Source organism: Arthrobacter sp. P1_A5, assembly GCF_056406825.1.
In genome coordinates this window covers 1-25494 of sequence record NZ_JBFTZL010000037.1, presented here as the reverse complement: position 1 = coordinate 25494, position 25494 = coordinate 1, and the positions used below count along the sequence as shown (strand labels likewise).

Annotated in this window: 19 protein-coding genes and 1 pseudogene; 14 read left to right on the top strand and 6 right to left on the bottom strand. The window is 69.3% G+C overall.

Going from position 1 to position 25494, the window contains the following annotated elements:
* The 8 genes and pseudogenes from AC1D1S_RS08210 to hemL form a co-directional block, all read left to right on the top strand.
* A pseudogene (locus AC1D1S_RS08210) lies at positions 1-329 on the top strand (hypothetical protein); the annotation flags it as partial.
* 124 nt (positions 330-453) lie between these two features.
* Positions 454-1200 carry a hydrogen peroxide-dependent heme synthase gene (hemQ, locus tag AC1D1S_RS08205; protein WP_476994196.1) on the top strand — a complete coding sequence of 249 codons (747 nt, stop codon included), beginning with the start codon at positions 454-456 and terminating at the stop codon, positions 1198-1200.
* A complete protein-coding gene (locus AC1D1S_RS08200; protein WP_476946611.1) occupies positions 1197-2489 on the top strand; it encodes a ferrochelatase in 1293 nt (430 codons plus the stop codon). Before hemQ ends, AC1D1S_RS08200 begins: the two co-directional genes overlap by 4 nt.
* Positions 2486-3484, top strand: a complete 999-nt coding sequence (hemC, locus tag AC1D1S_RS08195) for a hydroxymethylbilane synthase (RefSeq protein WP_243181161.1) — start codon at positions 2486-2488, stop codon at positions 3482-3484. The genes AC1D1S_RS08200 and hemC overlap by 4 nt, the downstream gene beginning before the upstream one ends.
* 19 nt (positions 3485-3503) lie before the next feature.
* A complete protein-coding gene (locus tag AC1D1S_RS08190) occupies positions 3504-4469 on the top strand; it encodes a uroporphyrinogen-III synthase (protein WP_243181162.1) in 966 nt (321 codons plus the stop codon).
* The gene (hemB, locus tag AC1D1S_RS08185) at positions 4466-5449 is read left to right on the top strand and encodes a porphobilinogen synthase (RefSeq protein WP_243181163.1); all 984 of its coding nucleotides are present in this window, start codon (positions 4466-4468) and stop codon (positions 5447-5449) included. The genes AC1D1S_RS08190 and hemB overlap by 4 nt, the downstream gene beginning before the upstream one ends.
* Complete coding sequence (locus AC1D1S_RS08180; protein WP_476946614.1) at positions 5446-6546, top strand: LLM class flavin-dependent oxidoreductase; 1101 nt, start codon at positions 5446-5448, stop codon at positions 6544-6546. The genes hemB and AC1D1S_RS08180 overlap by 4 nt, the downstream gene beginning before the upstream one ends.
* 45 nt (positions 6547-6591) lie before the next feature.
* Complete coding sequence (hemL, locus tag AC1D1S_RS08175) at positions 6592-7923, top strand: glutamate-1-semialdehyde 2,1-aminomutase (RefSeq protein ID WP_243181165.1); 1332 nt, start codon at positions 6592-6594, stop codon at positions 7921-7923.
* 79 nt (positions 7924-8002) lie between these two features.
* Here the strand turns inward: hemL and AC1D1S_RS08170 are convergent, their stop codons facing one another.
* From AC1D1S_RS08170 to AC1D1S_RS08155, 4 genes are all read right to left on the bottom strand, one after another.
* On the bottom strand, positions 8003-8740 hold the full coding sequence (locus tag AC1D1S_RS08170) for an amino acid ABC transporter ATP-binding protein (RefSeq protein ID WP_028277189.1): 738 nt from the start codon (positions 8738-8740) through the stop codon (positions 8003-8005).
* Entirely contained in the window at positions 8737-9501 is a 765-nt protein-coding gene (locus AC1D1S_RS08165) for an amino acid ABC transporter permease (RefSeq protein WP_028277188.1), read from the bottom strand. Before AC1D1S_RS08165 ends, AC1D1S_RS08170 begins: the two co-directional genes overlap by 4 nt.
* 3 nt (positions 9502-9504) lie before the next feature.
* Positions 9505-10440: an ABC transporter substrate-binding protein gene (locus AC1D1S_RS08160; RefSeq protein ID WP_476994199.1), complete on the bottom strand. Its 936-nt coding sequence runs from the start codon at positions 10438-10440 to the stop codon at positions 9505-9507.
* Between the two features lie 409 nt (positions 10441-10849).
* The gene (locus tag AC1D1S_RS08155; protein ID WP_028277186.1) at positions 10850-11560 is read right to left on the bottom strand and encodes a 3'-5' exonuclease; all 711 of its coding nucleotides are present in this window, start codon (positions 11558-11560) and stop codon (positions 10850-10852) included.
* A gap of 97 nt (positions 11561-11657) precedes the next feature.
* Between AC1D1S_RS08155 and AC1D1S_RS08150 the strand changes: the two genes are divergently transcribed.
* The 3 genes from AC1D1S_RS08150 to AC1D1S_RS08140 are packed head-to-tail and all read left to right on the top strand — an operon-like array spanning position 11658 to position 19023.
* Positions 11658-12074: an MGMT family protein gene (locus AC1D1S_RS08150; RefSeq protein ID WP_476994195.1), complete on the top strand. Its 417-nt coding sequence runs from the start codon at positions 11658-11660 to the stop codon at positions 12072-12074.
* Positions 12075-12100: 26 nt separating this feature from the next.
* A complete protein-coding gene (locus AC1D1S_RS08145) occupies positions 12101-15454 on the top strand; it encodes an ATP-dependent helicase (protein ID WP_476994198.1) in 3354 nt (1117 codons plus the stop codon).
* On the top strand, positions 15451-19023 hold the full coding sequence (locus AC1D1S_RS08140; protein WP_476994194.1) for an ATP-dependent helicase: 3573 nt from the start codon (positions 15451-15453) through the stop codon (positions 19021-19023). The genes AC1D1S_RS08145 and AC1D1S_RS08140 overlap by 4 nt, the downstream gene beginning before the upstream one ends.
* Positions 19024-19099: 76 nt before the next feature.
* Here the strand turns inward: AC1D1S_RS08140 and AC1D1S_RS08135 are convergent, their stop codons facing one another.
* Complete coding sequence (locus AC1D1S_RS08135) at positions 19100-20737, bottom strand: macrolide 2'-phosphotransferase (RefSeq protein ID WP_476943547.1); 1638 nt, start codon at positions 20735-20737, stop codon at positions 19100-19102.
* Between the two features lie 187 nt (positions 20738-20924).
* Here AC1D1S_RS08135 and nudC point away from each other — a divergent pair, with 187 nt between their 5' ends.
* The 3 genes from nudC to AC1D1S_RS08120 all read left to right on the top strand — a co-directional run bounded on the left by nudC (position 20925) and on the right by AC1D1S_RS08120 (position 24946).
* The gene (gene nudC, locus AC1D1S_RS08130; RefSeq protein WP_243181167.1) at positions 20925-22016 is read left to right on the top strand and encodes an NAD(+) diphosphatase; all 1092 of its coding nucleotides are present in this window, start codon (positions 20925-20927) and stop codon (positions 22014-22016) included.
* Between the two features lie 180 nt (positions 22017-22196).
* Positions 22197-24299 (top strand): ATP-dependent DNA helicase UvrD2, encoded by a 2103-nt coding sequence (locus tag AC1D1S_RS08125; protein WP_476994197.1) that lies wholly within the window; start codon positions 22197-22199, stop codon positions 24297-24299.
* Between the two features lie 14 nt (positions 24300-24313).
* Positions 24314-24946 (top strand): M48 metallopeptidase family protein, encoded by a 633-nt coding sequence (locus AC1D1S_RS08120; protein ID WP_243181168.1) that lies wholly within the window; start codon positions 24314-24316, stop codon positions 24944-24946.
* A 7-nt stretch (positions 24947-24953) separates the two neighbouring features.
* Here the strand turns inward: AC1D1S_RS08120 and AC1D1S_RS08115 are convergent.
* Positions 24954-25494 (bottom strand): zinc-dependent metalloprotease (locus AC1D1S_RS08115; protein ID WP_476994193.1); only part of this gene is annotated, 541 nt, incomplete at its 5' end.

Sequence of the window (25494 nt, the reverse complement as noted above, 5' to 3'; positions counted from 1 at the left end):
CCCCAGAGCGGCCGGCGCCGGGCAGCGCGGCCGCCGACCCGGCCGCCGATCCACAGTCCGGCACCGCGGTGCCGGCCACGGGCAACGGTGCCGGCGCGCAGACGTCGGCCTCGAAGTCGGCCACACCGCAGCCGTCCCCGACGRGTTCAAACACAGCCGGCTGGACCCAGGCACCGGCTCCGGCCAAGGGCCACTCCGGCAACTCCTCCCTCGAGGCGACCTCGACGTTGGAACCGGCCGGCCTGTCCCCGCTGGTCGGCTGGGGCATCGGCCTGGTGGCRCTCTCGCTCGGCGCCGGCGCCGCGGTCCTCCGGATGCGCCGGAGCTGACAGGACCCGCCTCCCGCGGACGCGCCCCCGCCTCCCGCGCCCCGCATGTGAAATAAAGCACTTCTACGCGTTGTAGAAGTGCTTTTTTTCGACTTAGCTGGGGAGAGGAGGCAGACTGGTATGCATGAGCCACACTTCTGCCGAATCTGTCACTAAAACCGGAATGTCAGCCCCCGKAGAATCAGTCGCCGGGGCATCGGCGCCCGAAGATTCAACTGAGCAGTTCTTCACCCTTTGGACCGTATTCAAGCGGTCAGCGGACATCCTGCGCGGCGCCGATGCCGCTGAGGACTTCGAGGCCCTGATGAATAGCCTCGCCGACGCCGGAGTTGTCCACCGCGGCAGCTACGACGTCTCGGCGATGCGGGCCGACGCGGACATCATGGTTTGGCTGCACGGTCCCCGGCCGGAAGCGCTGCAGCGGGCAGTGCGGGACATTCGGCGCAGCAAGCTGTTCGCCGGCACCGAGATCGTCTGGTCCGCCATGGGCGTGCACCGGGAGGCCGAGTTCGCCAAGAACCACACCCCGGCGTTTTCCCGCGGCGTGGAACCGGCGGAATGGCTCTGCGTCTACCCCTTCGTCCGCTCCTACGAGTGGTACCTGCTCCCGGACGCAGAGCGCGGCGCCATGCTCCGCGACCACGGCATGCTGGGCCGCGATTTCCCCCAGGTCATCTCCAACACCGTCTCCTCCTTCGCCCTCGGCGACTGGGAATGGATCCTCGGACTGGAAGCCCCCGAGCTCGTGGACCTCGTGGACCTGATGCGCCACCTGCGCGCCACCGAAGCCCGGCACCACGTCCGCGAGGAAATCCCCTTCTACACCGGCCGCCGCGTCACCGCCGCCGAGATCGCCGAGGTCCTGGCATGAGCCCGATCGATCCGCAGGAATCCGCCGCTCCGGTAACCGCCGTGAACACCGTCACCGAGGCCGGCCGGATGGCCCCCAAGGAGTACGACGCCGTGCTCCTCGCCTCGTTCGGCGGGCCCGAAGGCCAGGAGGACGTCATCCCGTTCCTCCGCAACGTCACCCGCGGCCGCGGCATCCCCGACGAACGGCTCGAAGAGGTCTCGCACCACTACCGCGCCAACGGCGGCATCAGCCCCATCAACGGACAGAACCGTCAGCTCAAGGCCGGCCTCGAGGCCGAACTTGCAGCCCGCGGCATCGCGCTGCCGGTGTTCTGGGGCAACCGCAACTGGGACCCGTACATCCCGCAGACCCTGCAGGAGATCTACGACGCCGGCCACCGCAAGGTGCTCATGCTCACCACGAGTGCCTACTCCTGTTACTCCAGCTGCCGCCAGTACCGCGAGGACATCGGCATGGCGCTGACCGAAACCGGGCTCGACGGCAAGCTCGAGGTCGACAAGGTGCGCCAGTATTTCGACCACCCCGGGTTCGTGGAGCCCTTCATCGAGGGAACCGCCGCCGGCCTCGCCGACGTCCGTGCCCAGCTGGCCGCGGCCGGCACCCCGGACGCCCCCGTGCACATCCTGTTCGCGACGCACTCCATCCCGACCCGCGACGCCGAGGCCGCCGGCCGGTCCGAGGGTGAGCCGCGCACTTTTGAGGAAGACTCCGCCTACGCCGCACAGCACCTGGCCTCCGGCACCGAGATCATCCGCCGGGTGGAAGACGCGACCGGCCTGACCGCACCCTGGTCCCTCGTCTACCAGTCCCGCTCCGGCGCCCCGCACGTGCCGTGGCTCGAGCCGGACATCAACGACGCCATCGAGGAGCTCGCGCGCCAGGGCGTCAAGGGCATCGTGATTGTGCCGCTGGGCTTTGTCAGCGACCACATGGAAGTGGTCTGGGACCTGGACACCGAGGCGCTTGAGACCTGCGCCCGGCTGGAACTGGCCGCAACCCGTGTCCCCACGCCCGGAACGCACCGCAAGTTTGTCGCCGGGCTTGTCGACCTCATCTGCGAGCGGACTGTCGCGAACAACATTGCCGAGCGGCCGCACCTGACCAAGCTCGGCCCCTGGTACGACGTCTGCCGTCCCGGCTGCTGCGCTAACTTCCGCGGCGAAAAGCCCACCATCGCCGGAGCCGACACCACCGTCGGGACCGGACACGATCCCTACCCGGCCGCCCCCGCGGCGGCGGGAAGGGCAGCCGCGGCTGCTGCGGCGGCGGGCGAGGGGACCGCATGAGCGTCCGGATCGGCACGCGCGCCAGCAAACTCGCCCTGACCCAGACCCAGCAGACCGCGGACCAGCTGGCCGCCATCGGCGGGTTCCCCGTGGAGCTGGTCCATATCCGGACCGACGGCGACGTCCTCAAAGGCTCGCTGTCCCAGATGGGCGGTACCGGCGTCTTCGTCGCCGCGCTCCGCGAGGCCTTGCTGCAGGACACCTGCGATATCGCCGTGCATTCGCTCAAAGACCTCCCGACCGGTCCGGCCCTCGGCCTGAGCCTCGCGGCCACACCCCAACGCGTCGACGTCCGGGACGTGCTGTGCGCCCGCGACGGACTGAAGCTCGCGGACCTGCCGAGCGGCGCGAGCGTCGGCACCGGCTCCCCGCGCCGCGCGGCCCAGCTCCGCGCCGTGCGTCCGGACCTGGACATCCGCGACATCCGCGGCAACGTGGACACCCGGCTGGGACGCGTTCCCGGGCTGCCGGGCAACACGAACGATGCCGTCGTTGACGGCAAGTCGAACGACCTCGACGCCGTCGTTCTCGCAGCCGCCGGACTGCACCGGATTGGCCGGCTCGACGCGGTCAGCGAATACCTTGAGACGGACATTATGCTGCCGGCCGCCGGGCAGGGTGCCTTGGCGATCGAATGCCGGACCGCCGACGCTCCCCGCAGGGCCGGGTCCACGGAAGGCTCCCAGGGCGTGCTGGCGCAGGCCCTCGCGGCCCTCGATGATCCGGACACCCGGCTCGCCGTCACGGCCGAACGGGCTTTGCTGGCCCGGCTGGAGGCCGGATGCGCCGCCCCGGTGGGCGCCTACGCCTACCGCAAGGGCAGCATGCTGTACCTCGAAGCGGTGGTCTGCGCCGTCGACGGCACGGCAACCGTCCGCGACAAGAAAGCCACTGACGGCCTCACCGAGGTCGGGGCAACGCTGCTCGGGATCGAGCTGGCGGAAGTGCTGCTGGCCCGAGGCGCCGCGGACATCGCGGACCTGGCAGCTTCCTGAACCGCGGATCCACCACTTCATGGCACCCCACAGCGACCGCAACCACACGGGCGGCCCAACCGGCATGAGGGTGCCGGAGGGCGCCCGCGTGTTGGTTGCCCGCAGCCCGGACCGCGCGGGGGAACTCGTCACGGCCCTCCGCCGTGCCGGCGCCGAGCCGTTGCTGCTCCCGCTGATTGACTTTGAGCAGGCCAACGACCAGCACTCCCTCGACGTCGCCTTCGACGCCCTCGGCGCCGGGGCCTACACGTGGCTCGTGATCAGCAGCGTGACCACGGTCCAGGCACTGGAGGCGAAAGCCGCCGAACGCGGCGCCTCCCTCAGCAACTGGCTGCCCGGCAGCATCCTCGTGGCCACGATCGGCCCGGCGACCCGCCGTGAGCTGGAGTCCCGGGGCATCAGCGTCGACCTTGCACCCACGGGCCAGCAATCCGGCACGGGCCTGCTCGACATCTGGCCCGCGAACCAGGGCAGCGTGCTCCTGCCCCAGGCGGACATAGCGGACCCGCGGCTGCGCAAGGGCCTCGAGGCCCGCGGCGCGGCCGTCCAGACCGTCACCGCGTACAACACCGTCGACTATCCTGCCGATCCGCGGCGGGCGCTGCCCGCATTCCCACCGGCCCCGCCGCAGGCGACCTTGTCGCAGGGGATCAGTCCGGCCGGGCAGGACGCGCCGCCCACCGTGCTCACCACGGCCGAGGCGAAAGCCGAAATCGGGGCCGGTCGGCTGCACGCCGTCGTCGCCGCCTCCCCGAGCGCCGCCCGCCGCATCCACGCGGACCTCGGCCCGCTGGGCACCTGCCGTTTCGTCGCCATCGGACGCTCGACGGCGGCCGAGGCGGCCTCCCTCGGACTCAGCGTCGACGCCGTCGCCGAAGAGCCGACGGCGTCCGGCCTGGTTGCCGCCGTCGTGCGGTCCCTTGACCACCAGCAGCCCCCATCGCATCCGTCAGCCGCAGAGCCCTCAGCAAAGGACACCATATGAGCTTCCCGACCCACCGCCCCCGCCGGCTCCGCACCACCCCGGCCATGCGCCGGCTGACGGCCGAACACCGGCTCTCAGCCTCGGAGCTCATCCTGCCGGCCTTCATCCGCGAAGGCCTGAGTGAGCCCAACCCGATCGCCTCGATGCCCGGCGTGCAGCAGCACACCACCGATTCGCTCAGGCGTGCGGCGGCCGAGGCTGTCCGGCTGGGCGTCGGCGGCATCATGCTGTTCGGCGTCCCCGCCGTCCGGGACGCGCGCGGGACGGCGTCGCTGGACCCCGACGGCGTGCTGAACAAAGCCATCCGGGACGTCCGCGCCGAGGTCGGCGACGACCTCGTGGTCATGAGCGACGTGTGCCTGGACGAATTCACCGACCACGGCCACTGCGGTGTCCTGGACGCCAACGGCTACGTCGACAACGATGCCACCCTGGAAATCTACGGCCAGATGGCGGTTGCCCAGGCCGACGCCGGCGCCCACGTCCTGGGCCCGTCGGGCATGATGGACGGCCAGGTCGCCGTGATCCGGCAGGCCCTCGAGGACGCCGGCCACGCCAACACCGCCATCGTGGCCTACGCCGCGAAATATGCCTCCGCGTTCTACGGCCCGTTCCGCGAGGCCGTCGACTCGCAGCTGACCGGCGACCGCCGCACCTACCAGATGGACGCCGCCAACCGCCGGGAGGCCATCCTCGAGGTGGACCTGGACCTGGCCGAAGGCGCCGACATGGTCATGGTGAAGCCTGCCATGAGCTACCTGGACATCCTCGCCGACGTCGCCGCCATGAGCCCGGTCCCCGTGGCCGCCTACCAGATTTCCGGCGAGTACTCGATGATCGAGGCCGCCGCCGCAAACGGCTGGATCGACCGCCGGGCCGCCATCACTGAGTCCGTCCTGGGCATCAAGCGCGCCGGCGCCAACATGGTGCTGACCTACTGGGCGAGCGAGCTCGCCGGCTGGCTGAAGGAAACCCGATGAACACGGCCCCCGAATCCGCGGACGCCCCGCTCAATTCCATACCCACCGCGCCGGTGGGGCCCAACCGCATCTTCCTGGGCCTGAACACCTTCGGCGACGTCGGGGTCTTCCCGGACGGCCATCCCGTCCCGCACGCCCAGGTGCTGCGCCAGCTCCTGGAACAGGCCGAACTCGCGGACCAGATCGGCCTGCACGCCTTCGCGGTGGGGGAGCACCACCGCCGCGACTTCGCGGTCTCCGCCCCGGAGGTATTCCTGGCCGCGGCGGCCGCCCGCACCAAGAACATCCGGCTCGGCTCGGCTGTGACAGTGCTCAGCTCCGATGACCCGATACGGGTGTTCCAGCGCTTCGCCACCGTGGACGCCATCTCCGGGGGCCGGGCAGAGGTCATGCTGGGCCGCGGGTCCTTCATCGAGTCTTTCCCGCTGTTCGGCCTGGACCTGGCGGACTACGAGGTCCTGTTCGAGGAAAAGCTCGAGCTCTTCGACAAGGTCCGGGCGCAGAAACCGGTCCACTGGGAGGGACGCACCCGGCCGGCCATCAGCGGCCTGAGCGTCTACCCGCCGCTGGAACACCACCTGCTGCCGACCTGGATCGGCGTCGGCGGCACGCCCGAGTCGGTGCTGCGCTGCGCCGAGTACGGCTACCCGATCATTTTCGCGATCATTGGCGGCCAGCCGCGGTCTTTCGCGCCCCTGGCCAACCTCTACCGTGAGGCCATGGCCAAGTACGGGCACCCGATGCAGCAGATGGCCACGCATTCGCCCGGCCACGTTGCCGCCACGGATGAGGACGCCCGCGAGGAGTTCTTCCCGCACTGGCTAGAGCAGCGGAACCGGATCGGGGCCGAACGCGGCTGGGGTCCGGCCAGCCGTGGCGAGTTTGACGCGATGTGTACGCCCGAGGGAGCCCTCTATGTCGGGTCACCGGAAACCGTGGCTGCGAAGATTGCCCTGCTCAAAAAGAACCTGGGGGTGGACCGCTTTGACCTCAAGTACAGCAACGGCACCCTGCCGCACACGGCCATGATGCGCTCCATTGAACTGTTCGGCACCGAAGTGGCGCCCCGCGTGGCCGCCTTGCTTAGCGCCAACTGAACTGGCCGCGAACTGACCTCGCCGCGAACTGAAAGAATAGGAACCATGACTTCCAGCATGCCTCGCAACGAGGAACTCTTTGACCGTGCCCGCCAGCTGATGCCGGGCGGGGTGAACTCGCCCGTGCGCGCCTTCGGCTCTGTGGGCGGGACGCCGCGGTTCATGGTGTCCGCCAAGGGTGCCTACCTGACCGACGCCGACGGTGCCGACTACGTCGACCTCGTCTGCTCCTGGGGCCCGGCGCTGCTGGGGCACGCCCACCCGGAGGTCCTGGCAGCCGTGCACGCAGCCGTCGACCGCGGTCTCTCCTTCGGCGCTTCCACACCGGACGAGGCCAACCTTGCCGCAATCGTCAAGGAGCGTGTCCCGGCTGCCGAGCGCGTCCGGATGGTCTCCACCGGCACCGAGGCGACCATGACGGCCGTCCGGCTCGCCCGCGGCTTCACCGGCCGCAACCTGATCATCAAGTTCGCCGGCTGCTACCACGGCCACCTCGACGGCCTCCTCGCCGCCGCAGGCTCCGGCCTGGCGACCCTCGCGCTGCCCGGCTCAGCCGGGGTCACCGCCGCGACCGCCGCCGAGACGCTCGTGCTGCCCTACAACGACCTCGGCGCCGTCGAAGCCGCCTTCGCCAAGCACGGTGACAGCATTGCCGCCGTCATCACCGAAGCCGCTCCCGCCAACATGGGCGTGGTCACCCCCGGCGACGGCTTCAACGCAGGCCTTTCCCGGATCACCCGCGAACACGGCGCCCTGCTGATCCTCGACGAGGTCCTGACCGGATTCCGCACCGGCTACTCCGGCTACTGGGGCCTCACCGGCGGCGCCGCCGGTGCCGCCCAGCCGTGGACCCCGGACCTGCTGACGTTTGGGAAGGTGATTGGTGGAGGCATGCCGACGGCGGCCCTCGCCGGACGCGCGGAGGTCATGGACTACCTGGCGCCCCTGGGCCCCGTCTACCAGGCCGGGACGCTGAGCGGTAACCCGGTGGCCATGGCCGCCGGGGTCGCGACCCTCACGCACGCCACCCCCGAGGTCTATTCGTTCGTGGATGCCCGCTCGCTGGAACTCTCCGCGGCGCTGTCCTCCGCACTCGATGCGGCCGGTGTGGACCACTCCATCCAGCGCGCAGGCAACCTGTTCTCCGTGGCCTTCGGCACGGGCGCCCGGGGGGTCCACAACTACGAGGACGCCCAGGGCCAGGAAGTGTTCCGCTACGCCCCGTTCTTCCACTCCATGCTGGACTCCGGCGTCTACCTGCCGCCGTCGGTCTTCGAAGCCTGGTTCCTCTCCGCCGCGCACGACGACACCGCGATGAACCGGATCTTCGACGCCCTGCCGGCCGCGGCGAAGGCGGCCGCCGGCGCCAAGCCATAGCCTTAGCCCTTAAATGACTGATGGCACCCGCCGCTGCGGGTGCCATCAGTCATTTAAGCTGCCGGGACTCTGGCGCGAACTACAGAACGTCCGCGAGGAACCCCTGCAGCCGCTCGGTCCGCGGGCTGGTAAAGATCTGTTCCGGGGGACCGGACTCGACGACGACGCCGGCGTCCATGAACGTCACGGTGTCCGAGACATTGCGGGAGAAGCCCATCTCGTGGGTCACCACCACCATGGTCATGCCGCCCTTGGCGAGGTCGGCCATCAGCGCCAGCACACCCTTGACGAGCTCGGGGTCGAGGGCGGAGGTGGCCTCATCAAAGAACATCACCTCCGGCTTCATGGCCAGGGCGCGGGCAATGGCGACACGCTGCTGCTGGCCGCCGGAGAGGTTGGCAGGACGGGCGTCGGCCTTGTGCTTGAGCCCCACCAGGTCGAGCTGCTCGAGTGCCTCGGCCCGGGCCTGCTCGGCCGGCAGCTTGCGCAGCTTCCGCAGCGCCAGCGAGACGTTGTCCACCACGGTCTTGTGCGGGAACAGGTTGAACTGCTGGAACACCATCCCGATCCGCTGGCGCAGCTCGTCCGGGTTGTCCTTCAGGACCGAGCGGCCATCGAGCAGGATGTCGCCCTGGTCCGGTTCGATCAGGCGGTTCATGACACGCAGCAGCGTGGACTTCCCTGAGCCGGAGGGCCCGATCACCGAGGCGGTGGTGCCCTTCTCGACATGAAGGTCGATGCCGCGGAGGACATGGTTCGTGCCGAAGGACAAGTGCAGGTTCTTGCCGGTCAGCGAGCCAGAGGCGAATTCRCTCATGGCTGTGCTCCCTTCCCGATCAAGGCTGCGGCGTCGTCAGGCTGACGCTTCTCCGGACGGCCGGTGCGCAGGCGCTTGTCGATGTAGTTGACCAAGTGGGTGAGCGGAACCGTCAGGATGAGGTACATGAACGCCGCGGCAACCAGAGGCGAGAGGTTTCCCGTATTGGCGGCGGCGTCGTTACCGATCCGGAAGATCTCGCGCTGGCTGGCGATCAGGCCCAGCAGATAGATCAGGGACGAGTCCTTGATCAGCGCGATGAACTGGTTGACCAGGGCCGGGAGCACGCGCCGGACCCCCTGTGGAATCACCACGAGGCGCATAGACGAACCATAGCTGAAGCCCAGGGCCCGGGACGCCTCCAGCTGGCCCTTTTCCACGCTCTGGATGCCCGAGCGGAAAATCTCGCCGATGTAGGCCGCCGCCATGAGCGTCAGGGCGAAGATGGCCAGCGGGAACGGGTTCGTGGATCCGGTCGCTACCCGGACTATGGGTCCGAGCCCGAGGCCGATGAGGAGGATGATGACAATAGCCGGAACGCCGCGGAAGATGTCCGTGTAGATCCGGGAGAGCCACCGCAGCGGCGTCAGGCGGGACGTGCCCATGACGGCCAGGACCATGCCCAGGATGCACCCGAGCACGCCCGAGGAAACCGCTAGGATCAGGGTGTTGGGCAGGCCGAACATAATCATGTTCGGCAGGACGGCTGCCATCGCCTCCCAGTCAAAGAAGGTCTTTACGAGTTGATCGAGTGCATCCATGGACTAGGACTTCGGAACGGTGACGGCCTTGGAGCCCGGGGACCACGTGGCCGGGGTCTCGCGCTCCGGGTACCATTCCTTGGTCAACTTGGACCAGGTGCCGTCAGCAATCACGGCGTCGAGGCCGGAGTTCAGCGCGTCAATGAGCGGCTGGTTTTCCTTGTTCACGGCGTACGCGGTGAAGTTCTGGGTGTTCACAACCGACTCGGCAATGACCGTGCCGTCGCCTTCCTTGACCTGGCCGGTGGCCTGCTGGGACGGAGCGACCCAGGCGTCAACCTGACCGTTCTTCAAGTTGGCGTAGGCGGTGTTGTAGTCCTCGAAGCGGACGGGTTCGATCTGGAGGGTGTTGGTGACGTAGTCATCCTGCACCGTGCCCTGGACCACGGCGATGCGGGTGTCCTTGGTCAGGTCCTTGAACCCCTTGATGTTGGAGTCCTTCTTGGCGACGACGGCCATGTAGCCGAAGTCGTAACCGTTCGTGAAGCCGACGGTCTTACGGCGCGCGTCGGTGGTGGAGATCGAGGAGGACCCGAGGTCGAACTGCTTATTCTGGACCTGGGCGAGCAGCGAGGCGAAGCCGGTCGCCTTGAACTCCACCTTGAGGCCCAGCTTGTCCGCAATGGCGCGCAGGAGCTCGTTGTCGTAGCCGGTGAACTTGCCCGACTTATCGATGTAGATGTTCGGCGGGGCGTCCGAAAGGGTGCCCACAGTCAGGGTTCCCTCGCTGATCAGGCCGAGCTTGGACTTGTCAATCTTGTCCAGGGGAGTGACGTCCTTGGTGGTGTACTTGTCCAAGGACTTCTGGTCGCTGCCCTGGAGGGCATCCGTCGGTGACGCCGTTGACTGGGCCGAACCGCCGCCGCAGGCTGCAAGGGAAACCGCCACGGCGATGGCCACGGGAACGGTGGTCAGMCACTTCAAGGCTTTGCTTTTCATCACGCAATCACTTTCGTCTGAAATTCAGTGGGTCGCGGGAGGCTCATCGGGCCCCCGGCCGCTGGCTTGGGCGCCGGGTGGAGCAGACACGCCGCGAAAGATAATTGTGTCATCCGACGTGGACGCCCATTCAATCCGAACAGATCAGAGCTGACGTGTGCGTTCTGCGAACTATCTTCAGGTTCATGTGTGATCGGCGGCGATCCTGATAGTGCTGGCGGGGTAGCGCGGAATCATCGGCGCCGGAGCAGGCGGCAAGTGGAAGCCCCGGGCGGTGTGACCTCCGTCGCAATCACTGGATTTGCGCGCAGCGGCGGACTAGTTAAGCCGTTCCGCCGGCGAACGTTTCGTTTTAAGAAGTGTTCCCGCGCCGGCGCCCAGGCGTCCGGAATCCCGCCGTTCCGAAATCCTAGAAGTCGCCCCGGCTGGCATCCTCGGGAGGCAGGACGGGCCAGTCGCCTTCGATCACGGCGGCCGGCTTCGTCTTGCGCAGGTAGCTTTGGAAGTCCGCGGCCTGGGCAGAGGCCCATTCGACCTGGAGCTGGTGCAGGTTGCCCGCCGGCATCCTGAGCTTGGGGAATTTTCCGGCCATGGCATCGAGCATCCGAAGGGTTGCCAGGGCATCGGCAGCCGAGGTGTGCGCGTTGTCCAGATTGACGCCGTACTCCTCGCACAAGGCGGTGAGCGTGCGCTTGCCCTTGCGGTACCGGTCCACCTGTTTGTTCATGACGTACGGATCCAGCACGGGGAAGCGGCTCAACTGCGGGACGCCGTAGCGGGCCGACTCGGCGGCGAGCACCGTGAAGTCGTAGCTGGCGTTGAAGGCGATGACCGGAACACCCGTGTCGAAGAGCTCCTGAAGCACGGCTGCGACCTCCCGCGTCACTTCCGCGGCGGGGCGGCCTTCGCTGCGGGCCTTCTCGGTGGTGACGCCGTGGATGTCGCTGGCCTCGGTGGGAATCTCAACGCCGGGGTCGGCGAGCCACTCGTGTTCCTGGACGATCCCGCCGTCGGAGTCCACCACGGTGATGGATGCTGTGACAATCCGCGCCGCGCGGGAGTTCCGCCCGGTCGTTTCGAGGTCGAAGGCTGCGCGGGGGAGGGTGTTCCAAGTGCTCATGCTTCAACCGTAACTGCTGCCACTGACAGTTCCTGACCGCCGTGCCCGTGTGCCGCCCGGGCACGGTTCCGGAGTCCGGAACGGCTAGGCTGGACCGATGCGGACGGAGTATGTGGAGGCGGTTCTGGAGCTCGTGGCGTTGATCCCGGCCGGCACGGCGGTGGCCTATGGCGACGTTGCGGAACTCCTCGGCGCCGGCGGCCCGCGCCAGGTCGGATCGGTCATGAGCCACTATGGCAGCAGCGTGCCCTGGTGGCGCGYCCTGAAATCCAGCGGGGACGCCCCGCCCGGCCTGGAGCACGAGGCATTGGGCCTTTATCTGCAGGAGGGGACGCCGCTGCTGGGCCGCTACGAGGACTTCCGCCGGACCGGCGAGGGGCGCTGGCGTGTTGACCTGGCCTCCGGCCGGTGGGCGCCCACCGACGCCGATTTCGACCGGATCGATGCCATCGCGGAGCGGCTCGAGCGGGAGTCGCATAAATTGTCGGTACCCGATGATGAAATGACTGTGTGAGTACCCCCAGCCACCTCGAACCAAGCCTGCAGCGGTCCGGGTCCCGTCCCCTTCCCGGGGCGGGGCGCGCAACGGGAGCGGGGCTGCGCCTGTTGCCGCCCCGGACCCAGCACAGCGCGGTGCCGGTGCTGTCACCGGACCAGCTCGCCGCCGTCGAGGTCCCGCCCGGCTCCGGCCCCGTCCTGGTGCCCGGCGCGCCCGGCACCGGCAAGTCGACGGTCCTTGTCGAGGCTGCCGTCCGCCGCACCCTGCGCGATGGCCTGGATCCGGAGCGGATGCTCATCCTGGCTCCCGGGCGGCTCGCCGCGGATACGCTCCGCGACCGGTTCACGGCCCGCCTGGACCGGAGCCTGAGCACGACGCCGGCACGGACCTGGGCGTCATATGCCTTCGATCTGATTCGCCGTGCCAAGGCCGAAGGCCTCCTGCCGCTTCCGCGCCAACCGAAGCTGCTCTCCGGCCCGGAACAGGACCTGATCATCAAGGAACTGCTGGAGGGCCATGCGCTGCCCGGCCTCGAGCTGCCCTGGCCCGAGGACCTGGGCGCCGCCCTGCAGACCCGCGGTTTCCGGCAGGAAGTGCGCCAGCTCTTTGACCGGATCATCGAATCCGGGCGGACCGCCGAGGACCTTGTAGCCTTGGCCAGGCAGTGCAACCGGCCGGACTGGATTCCGGCGGCCGCCCTGTACTCCGAGTACCGTGATGTCCTGGACCTCCGCATGCCCGAGGCCTTCGACCCCGCAGGCATCATCACTGCCGCGCGCCAGATCTTCCAGGACTCACCCGATTTCCTCGCCGCCGAACGCGACCGCCTGCAGCTGATTCTCGTGGATGACATCCAGGAGGCGAACCCGGCGGTCTTCGAATTGCTCGCCGACATCGCCGCCGGCAAGGATGCCATCATCACCGCCTCGCCGGACACCGTGGTTCAGGGCTTCCGCGGGGCACGCCCCGATCTCGTGGCGGAGCTTCCCGGCCTCCTGGCCCCTGACGGGACGATCCTGGAACGACCCCTGTGGACGGCGCATCGGCAGGACCCGGCCGTGGCAGAGGCATGGCTGTCAGTGGCCGGGCGCATCTCCCGCAGGTCCGGAGGGCAGTCCGCCCGCCGGCTTGAACAGCCCGGACCAGTGCCGGCGCCGGACGGGCGACCAGTCCCGACACCGGACAGAGCCGCCGGCGCCCGCGCGGGGACGGTCGAGGCCCACCTGTTGCCGTCCCCGGTCCACGAGCTGCGGTATGTGGCCCAGCGGATCCTCGAAGCCCAGCTGAACGACGCCCGGGAACTCGGGGACATCGCCGTGATCGTGCGCAACGGCGGCCAGCTCAGCCAGTTGCAGCGGTACCTGGCCGGCCAGGGGATCCCGGTCCGGATCCCCGTCGCCGAATCCGCAGTCCGGGACGAGGTCGCGGTCCGTCCGCTGCTCGATGCCTATGCGGTGGCCCTGGACCCTGCCGTGCTCACACCCGAGTCAGCGGTGTCCTTGCTGACGTCCCGGATAGGCGGCGCCACCGCGATTGAACTGCGGAGGCTGCGGCAGTCGCTGCGCCGGGAGGAACTCCTGGGCGGCGGCGGACGCACCAGCGACGCGCTTCTGGTCGAAGCCCTGCTGGAGCCGGGAGCGCTCGCAACGCTGGGCATCGAGGGTCACTCGGCCCGCCGGATTGCCCGGATGATCGCAGCGGGCCGGGACGGCGCCGGTGCCCCCGGAGGCAACGCCGAGACGGTCCTCTGGGCGCTCTGGCATTCCACCGGCCTGGCCTCCCGCTGGACCGACGCCGCCCTCGCCGGAGGATCAGCCGGTGCCCGGGCCGACCGTGACCTTGATGCCATGATGGCGCTGTTCCATACCGCAGAACGCTTTGTGGACCAGCTGCCCGGTTCCGGCCCGGAGCAGTTCCTTGAATACCTGCTCAGCCAGGAACTTCCCATGGATACCCTGGCCGCCCGGGCGCAGCTGGAAGACGCGGTGGAGCTCATGACCCCTGCCAGCGCGGCCGGCCGCGAATGGCCGGTGGTAATTGTGCCCGGACTTCAGGAAGGCGTGTGGCCCAACACCCGGTTGCGCGGCGAGCTGCTCGGCAGCACGTTGTTCGCCGACGCCGTCGAGCACGGCGTGGAGTATGCCCTGCGACTGGATCCGCAGAGCCGGCTGCGCGAAATACGCTATGACGAGCTCCGGAGCTTTTCCACGGCTGTGTCCCGCGCCCGGGAGGTGCTGATCTGCACGGCGGTGTCCTCGGAGGATGAGCAGCCGTCCTCGTTCCTGGACTATGTGGCGCCGTTGCGGCCCGGGCAGGACCGCCGGGGCTTTACCCCGGTCGAGCGTCCGCTGACCCTCCGGGCGCTGGTCGCGGAACTGCGGCAGTACGCCCAGCTCGACCCGAGGGCGGCCGAATCGGCGGAAGCCGCTGCCGTGCTGGGGGGCCTGGCCACGGCCCAGCCGCCGGTTCCGGGCGCGCACCCCGCGAGCTGGTGGGGGCTGGCGGAGTTGTCCTCGGAGGAGGCGGTGGTTCCGCCGGGCGGTACCGTGTTCGTGTCGCCCTCGAAGGTCGAAACCGTGCAGAAATCTCCGCTGGACTGGTTTGTCCAAGCCGCCGGCGGTGAAGCCGCAACCGATTTTGCCCGCAGCCTCGGAACGCTGGTCCACGCCATTGCGCAGGACCTCCCGGACGCCTCGGGAAGCGAATATGTCGCCGAACTCGTCCGGCGCTGGCCCACGCTGGGGATGAAGGACAACTGGGAAGGCAAACTGGACTTCCAGCGAGCCGAGTCCATGGTCCGCAAGCTCGCCCAGTATGTCCTCGTGATGCGCAGCGAGGGCCGAAGCCTGATCGGCGTCGAACAGGACTTTGAGGTGAAGCTGCCGGACGTTCCGGCGGAGGCCGCTTCCACACAGGCCGGATCCGATCCCGGCGACGGCGGAAGCACCGGTCCGGCGCGGCCCGCCGTGCTCAGGGGTCAGGTCGACCGGCTCGAGATCGACGCCGAGGGCAGGCTGGTGATCATCGACCTCAAGACCGGCAAACGCCAGCCCGGCAAAGCGGATCTGGACCGGCACCCGCAGCTGGGCGCCTATCAGGCCGCCGTGCTGGCCGGCGGCTTCGCGGGTCCCGACGACGGTCCGCCGCCGCTGCCGGGCGGCGCCGTCCTGGCCCAGCTGGGCACCACCACCAAGAGCCCCGGCATCCAGGCCCAGGCACCGCTGGATCCGCAGGACAACTGGGCACTGGAGATGGTCGGCGACGCCGCCCGCGTAATGTCCGGGAGCGTTTTCCAGGCCCGCCACGATCCGTCCAAGGGAGGCCACGGCGGCCACGGCTGCCGGCTCCCTGAAGTGTGCCCGCTGTGCGTGCGGGGAAAGCAGGTTACTGAATGAGCCCCGAGGCGCCGGCAAGCGGCCCGACCGACCCGCATCCGGCACCGGCTCCCCTTCCCGCGCCCCTTCCCGAGCCACGGTTCAGCCCGGAAGAGCTGTCGGCACTGCTGGGGGAGGGGAACAGCCCCACGGCCGAACAGTCCCTGATCATTTCCTCGCCCCTCACGCCGCGGCTCGTGATCGCCGGGGCGGGGTCGGGGAAGACCGCAACCATGGCGGACCGGGTGGTGTGGCTCGTCGCCAACGGCTGGGTCCGGCCGGAGGAAGTCCTCGGCGTCACCTTCACCCGCAAGGCCGCCGGTGAACTCGCCTCGCGGATCCGGGCCAAGCTGGCCGCCCTGGCGCGCATCGCGGCGGCCGACACCGGGAACACGCTCTTCCCTGCCGGGCTGCTGAGCGCGGATGCGCTTGAACCCAAGGTCTCCACCTACCACTCGTATGCGAGCGGCATTGTGTCCGACTACGGTCTCCGCCTCGGTGTCGAACGCGACGTCGTGCTGCTCGGCGGCGCCCAGTCGTTCCAGCTCGCCAGCGAGGTGGTGGAAGCCTTTGACGGGGACTACGAACACTTCCGGTCCGCCAAATCGACGCTCGTCAAGGCCGTGATCCAGCTGGCGGGAGAGTGCTCCGAGCATTTGCAGGACCCGACCCAGGTCCGTGGCTGGCTCTTGGAGCGGGTCGCCGAGTTCGAGTCGCTCCCGTATGTCGCAGAAGCCAAGAAGAACCCCACCCAGGCTGCGGGCGAGCTCAGCGCGATGCTTCGCACGCGGGCCAGCGTCGCGGACATGGTGGGCCGCTATTCCGAGGCGAAGCGCGCCCGCGGCGCCCTGGACTTCGGTGACCTGGTGGCCCTGGCGGCGCGGGTGGCCAGTGAGATTCCGGTCGCCGCCCAAACGGAGCGCCAGCGTTACAAGGTGGTGCTGCTCGATGAGTTCCAGGACACCTCGCACGCCCAGTTGGTGCTGTTCTCCCGGCTCTTCGGCGACGGCCATGCGGTTACCGCGGTGGGGGACCCGAACCAGTCCATCTACGGATTCCGGGGAGCGTCCGCCGGGCAACTCTTCCATTTCGTCCGCGAATTCCCGATCCTCGTCAGCGGCGAAGGCACCGACACCCCCCACGGCGGCGAGGGGGGCCGGGGCAGCGGGCAGGCCCGGCGCTTTGCCGTGGCGCCCACCTCCTACTTGACTACAGCGTGGCGCAACGGACGCAACATCCTGGCCACGGCCAACCTCATTTCGGCGCCGCTGAGCAAGGCGGCGGCGAACCTCGGGGCCGCCGGGGCCCGGGAAAGCGCCGACGCCGTCGAGGTCCCTCCACTGCAGCCCAGCCCGGCCGCGGTGGCCGGCAGGGTGGTGATGGGACGGTTCGCCACGGACGAAGCCGAGGCTGCGGCGATCGCCGGCGATGTGCTGAAATTTCGCGTAACGGACTTCGACGCCGCGCACTCCGCCGACCCGGTTCCGCCGGCCATGGCTGTCCTGTGCCGGCGCCGGGCACAGATGGAATGCATTCGCCGCGAGTTCGAAGTCCGGGGCATTCCCTATGAAATCGTTGGGCTCGGCGGGCTGTTGGACACGCCGGAAATCATCGATCTTGTCGCTACGCTCCGGGTTTTGGCCGACCCGGGCCGCTCGGACTCCCTCATGCGCCTGCTGGCCGGCGCGCGGTGGCGGATCGGCCCGGCGGACCTGATGGCCCTGCGGGACTGGTCAAGTTTCCTGGCCCGCCGTCGGGGCCACCCCGGCGGCCTGGACGCCGGCGACGCCGGACAGGGTGCCGGAAACGCCGGGGGTGCCGTAGACGATACTGACGACGCAGTGATTGAAGGCGACATCACGGACGCCGCCAGCCTGGTCGAGGCCCTGGACTGGCTGCCCCGCGACGGCTGGACCTCGGCGCACGGACGCAGACTGAGCCAGGAGGCCCGGGACCGTCTGCAGCGGCTCTCGGACGAGCTCCGGCAGTTGCGCAGCTACATGGGGGACGACCTCACCACTTTGCTCGGCGAGGTCGAACGGGCGATGCTCCTGGACATCGAAGTTGCGGCGCGGCCGGGGATCAGTATCCATCAGGCCCGCCGCAATCTGGACGCCTTCCAGGACGCGGCGGCCGGGTTCCTGCACACCTCGCAGCGGGTCGACGTCCTGGCGTTCCTTGCATGGCTGGAAGCCGCGGCGGCCGAGGAAAACGGTCTGGATGCCGCAGCGCCGGAGGTGAACCACGAGGCCGTCCAGCTGCTGACCGTGCATGCCTCCAAGGGGCTGGAATGGGACGTCGTGTTCGTTCCCGGGCTCAATTCCGGGGCGTTCCCCAGCAGCCGTGACTCGCGGTGGAGCAGCGGCAGTGCGGCACTGCCGTGGCCGTTGCGCGGCGATCGCACCGATTTGCCCCAATGGGACCTGGACCAGCCGGACCAAAAAGGCTGGCTCGACGCCGAGAAGGAGTTCAAGTCTGCCGTCCAGGCGCACGGCGAGGCCGAGGAACGGCGCCTGGCCTACGTGGCGTACACCCGTGCCAAACACGTGCTCTGGCTATCGAGTGCGGCGTGGGTGGGGTCCCGGGCGGGTTTGGCGGAGATGTCTCCCTTCCTTGCCGGGCTCGAGGGCCTCACCGCCGACGGCTCGGCCGAAATCCATCCGCTGTCCGTCACCGAGGACGCGCTGCCGGCCGAAAGCCCCCTGACCTCTGAACTCGAAGTCGCCGCCTGGCCCTATGATCCGCTGGAGGGCCCGCATGACCCCCGGACGGGAAAACGGCTGCGGCTTGTCCCGGGCCGGCGGGCGGCCATGGAATCCGCAGCGGCCCGCGTCCTGCGGGCAATGGACGCCGGCCCGGATGGCGCGGAGGCCGGAAAACGTCCCGTCCTGCGCGGTCCTGCCGCCGGGTGGGCGCAGGAGGCGGCCACTTTGCTGGAACGCCGGTCCCGGCGTTCGGTGGTACAGGATGTGCATCTGCCCGGGCACATCTCGGCGTCGACTCTCGTGGACCTGGAAGATGACCCAGGCTCCGTTGTGGCCCGGCTGCGCCGGCCGATACCGCGCGAACCGGGGATGTCGGCCCGCAAGGGCACGGCCTTCCACGCCTGGGTGGAGGAATACTTCGGCGCCGCCGGGATGCTGGACCTGGGTGWGGCCGCCGGCGCCGACGACCACATCGACGAGGCCTACGGCCTGGATTCCATGGTGGAAACTTTCCGTCAGTCCGAGTGGGCCCACCGCGCCCCCGCCCACGTCGAGGTCCCGGTCGAGACACGGATCGGCGACGTCGTGGTCCGGGGCAGGATCGACGCCGTGTTCCGCGACGCCGACGGCCGCTGGGATCTTGTGGACTGGAAGACCGGCCGCCGCCCCTCAGCGGCCCAATTAAAGGTCAAGGCAGTCCAGCTCGCCGTCTACCGGCTGGCCTGGGCCCGGCTCAAGGGGGTCCCGTTGGAGGACGTCCGGGCCGCTTTCTACTACGTGGCCGACAACCAGGTGGTCCGCCCCCATGACCTCGGATCAGCGGAAAAGCTTGAGGAAATCGTGGCGGCCGCGCTGGGGAGGACGGCGACGCACAGCGGCGCCTAGCGGATGTCATCCGGCCGGAGAAAGCCCGCCGAACGAGCCGGCGGGGCAGTACACCTGAACCGGCCGGCAGCCGGCGCTAGCGGGACGCGGAGTCGACCACCGTGATCGCGGCGGTTGACGTGTTGTCACCGGATCCGGGCTCCGCAGCGGTCTCGGGCTGTACAGGGGAGTCGCGCTGCACAGCGGTCTCGGGATGTACGACAGAGCCGGGCTGGACGACGGCGATCGATTGCGTCGACGTGTCGTTACCGGCGGGAACCGCTGCCCCGGCGTCACTGTCACCGGCCTCACTGACCTTTCCGGCGTCCGTGTCGGGGGCCGCCGCCTGCGGGGCGCCGTCCAGCGCGGCATCAGCGCTGGAGGACTCGGAGGACGTGGAGGACTTGGCGGCACCGGGGATTGCGGTGATGTCGGCGGGCGCACCTGCGGCCTTACCGGCGCCCGGCTCGGCGCTTGCCGGGTCGCCTGCCTCAGCGGCTGTGGCTGTTTCTGCGACGGGCTGGGGGACAGCCGCCGGTTCGTCGGCGCCCGTTTCGCGGGGGATAGGCGTGACGTGCACAGCGGGCATGGCACTGATGCCGGCAGTGGCACCATCAGCCGAAGCGCTGCCCGGGACCGGCTCCATAGGCAGCAGCGTGACCTTGCTGACGGCGGGCGCCGTCCCGTTGGCCGCAGGGGCCGGCGCGGCCGGGACCGTCGGCGCATCGACATGAGCACCGGCGTCGGCAATGGCTTGTTCTGTGCCGGGGTCGGGTGCCGCGACCGGCTGCGGCAGCGGTTCCACGCTGATCGGCTGGCCGCCGTGTTCCGCCACGTCCTCCGCCAGTGTGGCGAGCATGGATTCCGCCTCGTCGACCATTTCCTGGTTGCCGGCGGCCATGCCCTTGACCAGATACTGCGCCAGGGCGAATTCGGCAGAGAGCGCGGCCCGCCGCAACAGGTGCGCATCGGGCGCGTCGCGCCGGCTGGAGGTGTAGTGATCCAGGACCGCGTTCACAAAGTCCTGTTCGTTGGAGGCGACCAGCCAGGCCATGTCGTCCGCCGGGTCACCGATGCGCAAGTCGGTCCAGCCCGTCACTGCGGTCACACGCTCACCCTCGACCAGCAGGTTGTCCTCGTGGAGGTCGCCGTGAACGACGCAGGGATTGAAGCGCCAGAGCGAGACGTCTTCCATGGCGTGTTCCCAGCGCCGCAGCAGCAGCGGCGGGATTTTTCCGGTCGTGGCCGCCTGGTCCAGTTCGTTAAGGCGCCGCTGGCGGAATTCGTTGGGCGTATAGCTGGGCAGATCGGCGTTGCTCACGATTGACCGCGGGAGGTCATGGATCGCTGCCAGGGCCGCCCCGATTTCGCGGGCCAGCGCGGGAGAGCCGTTGCTGAGCTCGTCCAGGGAGCGGGTGGCGCCGGCCAGGTGCGAATAGACAAACGTGCTGAGCTGGCCTTGGCGGACCGTTCCCGCCACGGTGGGCATGAGGAACGGGAGCTCGGCCCGGATGCCGGGAGCGAAGGCCCGCAGTACCAGGAATTCGGTTTCCAGCCGGGCGCTCGCTTCGGCATGCCGGGGGGAGCGGACGCGCCAACGCTTGCCCTCAGAGTCCAGCAGGAGGGCCGCGTCGAAGTCCGCCGGATCGTCGGGCGCAGAGCTGACGGCGGTCGGGGTCAGGCCGGGTACCGCCGCCGTTGCTACAGCTGCCAGTTCGATTGGTTTCCTTCTCACCCTTCCACGGTAGATTGAGCGGCGCCCAAGTCGGCGATGCACTGCGGCGAGTCTTGAGATCGGGGACAAATCGGAGGGAAATAGGCGCTGAATCCGGGGCAAGCGGCCTGTTCCGCACACGCTGTGGAGCGCCCGGCGGCATGGTCGGCAAATGTCAATTGTCTGCCCGAGTCAGTACGGTGGGTGTATGAGTCTTGCGGAGTCAGCGGCATCTTCATCGGCATCACAGCAAACACCCTCCGAATCCCCGGCACCCGACGGTGCGGCCCCGCCGGTGCATCTCCTGCCGGCAAACCACCTCATGGAGACGGTCCTTCCCGTGCGCCCGGCCCTAATCGACCGCGGATCCGCGGCGCGGGCGAAACCCGGAATGCTCGCGGAGCTGGTCGGTTCAGGCGCGGCGCAGGCCGTGGTGCTCTCCGGCCGGCAGGCCCTCGTCAGCGGCAACAGCCTCGTGCTCCTCAACGCGGCCGAGCTCTCCGGGCACCTGGCCGACACCCCGTACGCTCCCGAACACGTGATTTACCTCGGTTCCGCCCTGGCCGGTTCGGACCTCGACGCCGGCACTGAGCTTGTCCTCTTTGTCCTCCCGCTTCAGTTCGAAGTGCAGGCCGAGGAATTTGAGGCTCACGTGGCCGGCGTTCCCAGCGATGCGCAGTGGGTGGGTTTCCGCGAAGTCGCGGCACGCCTGAACGCCACGGACACGGCGTTGTTCATCGAAGCCAGCGCCATCGCCAACTGGCACTCCACCCACACGCACTGCCCGCGCTGTGGCACTCCCACGCAGCCGGAAGCCGGTGGCTGGGTCCGGCGCTGCCCGGCCGATAACTCCGAGCACTTCCCCCGGACGGATCCGGCCATCATCGTCACCGTGGTGGGCCCCGACGGGAGGCTGCTGTTGGGCGGAGGCGGACCGCTCGACGCCCGGAACTATTCGACCCTCGCCGGCTTCGTCGAACCGGGGGAGTCCCTCGAACAGGCCGTGCAGCGCGAAATCGGCGAGGAAGTCGGGGTCCGCGTCACCGCGTCCCAGTACCTTGGATCGCAGTCCTGGCCGTTTCCCGCCTCCCTGATGCTCGGCTTCACGGCCACCACGCCGGACACCGAAGCCCGGCCCGACGGCGTCGAGGTCACTAGGGCACGGTGGTTCAGCCGGAGCGAACTGCAGGACGCCGTCCTCAGCGGCGAGATCGTCATTTCCAGCAGGCTCTCCATCGCCCGGTCCCTTATTGAACACTGGTACGGCGGCGTCATTCAGGACGCCGCGGACAGCGCCTGACACTGCCGTATACAGGCTGACACCGCCTGCCCCTGTCCGCAGGACACCGACTACCGACTGAGCAGCAAAGTGACCACAGAGAAATTGAACTTCAGCACCATCCCCGGCGGGGAACCGTCGGTCGGCACGACGTCGGGCGATGCCCCGCCTGGCGATGCCCCCGAACCTGACGGCCGTTCGCTGGAGGAACGGATCCTCGGCGGCCTCGACGCCGAGCAGCGCGAGGTCGCCAGCACCCTCCAGGGGCCCATGTGTGTCCTGGCCGGTGCCGGGACCGGCAAGACCCGCGCCATTACGCACCGGATCGCCTACGGCGTGCACTCAGGGGTGTACAGCCCACAACGGCTCCTCGCTGTCACCTTCACGGCCCGGGCTGCCGCCGAGATGCGCAGCCGGCTCCGTGACCTCGGCGTCGGCAATGTTCAGGCCCGCACCTTCCACGCCGCGGCGCTGCGCCAGTTGCAGTTCTTCTGGCCGCAGGCGGTCGGCGGCACCTTGCCCAACCTGCTGGACCACAAGGCGCAAATGATTGCCGAGGCCGCGCGGCGGCTCCGGCTCAGCACGGACCGCGCCTCCATCCGGGACCTCGCCTCCGAAATCGAGTGGGCCAAGGTATCCATGCTGACCCCGGCGAACTATCTGGAGAACGCCCAGGGCCGTGGCAATCCGGGCGGCTTCGACCTGACGGCCGTGGCACGGGTCTTCCAGTCCTATGAGGACGTCAAGACCGACCGCAACGTCATCGACTTCGAGGACGTGCTGCTGATCACCGTGGGGATCCTGCAGGAGGACCCAAAGGTGGCAGCGACCGTCCGGGAACAGTACCGGCATTTCGTCGTCGACGAGTACCAGGACGTCTCGCCGCTGCAGCAGCGGCTCCTGGAGCTGTGGCTCGGCGGACGCGACGAGCTCTGCGTCGTGGGCGACGCCAGCCAGACCATCTACTCCTTCACCGGCGCCTCCCCGAAGCACCTGCTCGGGTTCAAAGCGATGTATCCCGAGGCCCACGTCGTTAAGCTGATCCGGGACTACCGGTCCACTCCCCAGGTAGTCAGGCTCGCCAACGACCTCCTCGCCGGCCGGCGCAGCGGCGGACCGGTGGCGGACGCCGCCTGGGCCACACCTTTGCAGCTCGTGGCGCAGCGGCCGGCGGGCCCGGTGCCGCGGTTCACCGAATGCTCGGATGACGAGGCGGAGGCCGCCACTGTCGCCGCGCGGATCCGCGAGCTCCTCGATGCCGGAACTCCGGCGAGCCAAGTCGCCGTGCTCTTCCGCACCAACGGGCAGTCCGAAGCCTACGAACAGGCGCTGGCCTCGGCGGGGATCGGCTACCAGCTGCGCGGCGGTGAGCGGTTCTTCGCGCGGAAGGAGGTCCGGGACGCCATCCTGCAGCTCCGGGCCGCGACCCGGGCGGTGGCTGAAACCGCCACGCCCGAGCCGCTCGGGCAGCTGGTCCGGGACATCGTCGCCTCCCTGGGCTACACGGACGCGGCGCCGCACAGCGGCGGCGCTCTCCGGGAGCGCTGGGAATCGCTGGCCGCCCTCGTGGCGCTGGCCGACGAACTCGTGATCAGCAGGGGCCCGCAGTTCTCGCTCCCGGACTTTGTCAACGAGCTCCAGGAACGGTCCCTGGCCCAGCACGCACCGACCGTGCAGGGCGTTACCCTGGCATCGCTGCACGCCGCCAAGGGCCTGGAATGGGACGCCGTGTTCCTGGTCGGGCTGAGTGAGGGCCTCGTGCCGATCTCGTTCGCGGACACTCCGGAAGCGGTGGACGAGGAACGCCGGCTCCTGTACGTCGGGATCACCCGCGCCCGCGAACACCTGTCCCTGTCCTGGTCCACTGCCCGGACACCCGGCGGACGCGCCAACCGCAAGCCCTCGCGCTTCCTGGACGGCCTGCGCCCCGACTCGGTGGCCAGCTCCCACCTGCGGGGCAAGGGCCCGGCGCCGCGCCGGAAGGCGGCCGTTCCGGCGTCGTGCAGGGTCTGCGGCAGCATGCTCTCCAGCGGCGCGGAGCGCAAGGTGGGCCGCTGCAACCAGTGCCCGCCCAGTTACGAGGAACAGACGTTCGACGCGCTCAGGCAGTGGCGGAAGGACGTGGCCCTTGAGGCGGACGTCCCGGCATTCGTCGTGTTCACCGATGCCACCCTGACCGCCATCGCCGAGGCACGCCCCGAGAYGCTGGAGCAGTTGGCCAAACTCGCCGGCGTGGGTCCATCCAAACTGGAGAAGTACGGCGAGGCCGTTCTGACAGTCCTGGCCGAAAGCACGGTTCAGTGAAGCCGGGGAGTTCAGTGACGCCCGGTTCAGTTCCGGCTGCCATTCCGCTGACCACCGCCGACGGCGCCCCGGTCGTGGTCCGCCGCTCTGCGCGCCGACGCCGCACGGTCGCCGCGTTCTGGGAGGACGGCACCGCCGTCGTCGCCATCCCCGCGTCCTTCAGCAGGGCGCAGGAACGGGAGTGGGTCCATCGCATGCTGGAAAAACTCCGGCGCCAAGGGGACCGGGCGGCGCGGGGTTCCGGCCGGCGCCGCCCCCGCAGCGATGCCGACCTTGCCGCCCACGCCGCGGATCTGTCGGCGAAGTACCTGGGCGGCAGGGCGGTGCCCTCCTCGGTCCGCTGGGTCACCAACCAGAATTCGCGCTGGGGTTCCGCGACGCCGTCCGAAGGCACCATCCGGCTCTCGGCGAAGCTGCAGCCCATGCCGCAGTGGGTGATCGACTACGTGCTGCTTCACGAACTGGCCCACCTCCTGGTGGCCGGCCACGATGCCGCCTTCTGGCGGTTGCTGACGGCGTACCCGGAGACTGAGCGCGCCAAGGCCTTCCTGGAAGGGGTCTCGTTCGCGACCTCACGCGGCCTGGCGCCCGACGGCGGATAYGACGAAGCCCCGGACGGAACCGAAATCCCGGCCGGGGCCGACTAGCGTTCGGCTAGGCCTTGGGCGTGCCGCCGTCGTCCGGTCCGCCGTCGTCCGGTCCGCCGTCCTGACGGTCGTCGTCCTTGGCCGCCGGTTCGTCCGTGCCCTCTGAATCCGCGGTGCCCTCTGAATCCGCCGGGCCCTCTGAATCCGGAGTGCCCTCGGTGTCCGTGGCGTCGGCGCCGGCCGGCGCGTCGAACCCTCCGCTAAGCAGCTTCTGCAGGGCGTCATCCACTTCGCTGTCGCTGGCTTCGGCGAGTTTGCGGCGTTCGCTGAAGCCTTGCGGGTCTTCCAGGTCCTCTGCTGTGGGAAGCAGGTCGGGATGCTGCCAAACGGCGTCGCGGCCGTCGACCCCACGCTCTTCCTTGAGCAAGGCCCACAGTGTGGCAGCCTCGCGGAGCCGGCGCGGCCGCAGTTCGAGTCCCACGAGGGAGGAGAACGCGTGCTCCGCGGGGCCCCCGGTGGCCCGGCGCCGCCGGACGGTTTCGCGCAGTGCGGCGGCGGACGGCAACATCTTCTCGGTCGCACCCCAGGTGAGTTCGTCCACCCAGCCC

Bases quoted from the DNA above. Each gene is read 5' to 3' on its own strand.
- AC1D1S_RS08200 (WP_476946611.1), top strand. From the start codon at position 1,197: ATGAGCCCGATCGATCCGCAGGAATCCGCCGCTCCGGTAACCGCCGTG.
- hemL (WP_243181165.1), top strand. From the start codon at position 6,592: ATGACTTCCAGCATGCCTCGCAACGAGGAACTCTTTGACCGTGCCCGC.
- hemB (WP_243181163.1), top strand. From the start codon at position 4,466: ATGAGCTTCCCGACCCACCGCCCCCGCCGGCTCCGCACCACCCCGGCC.
- AC1D1S_RS08180 (WP_476946614.1), top strand. From the start codon at position 5,446: ATGAACACGGCCCCCGAATCCGCGGACGCCCCGCTCAATTCCATACCC.
- nudC (WP_243181167.1), top strand. From the start codon at position 20,925: ATGAGTCTTGCGGAGTCAGCGGCATCTTCATCGGCATCACAGCAAACA.
- AC1D1S_RS08165 (WP_028277188.1), bottom strand. From the start codon at position 9,501: ATGGATGCACTCGATCAACTCGTAAAGACCTTCTTTGACTGGGAGGCG.
- AC1D1S_RS08155 (WP_028277186.1), bottom strand. From the start codon at position 11,560: ATGAGCACTTGGAACACCCTCCCCCGCGCAGCCTTCGACCTCGAAACG.
- AC1D1S_RS08190 (WP_243181162.1), top strand. From the start codon at position 3,504: ATGGCACCCCACAGCGACCGCAACCACACGGGCGGCCCAACCGGCATG.
- hemC (WP_243181161.1), top strand. From the start codon at position 2,486: ATGAGCGTCCGGATCGGCACGCGCGCCAGCAAACTCGCCCTGACCCAG.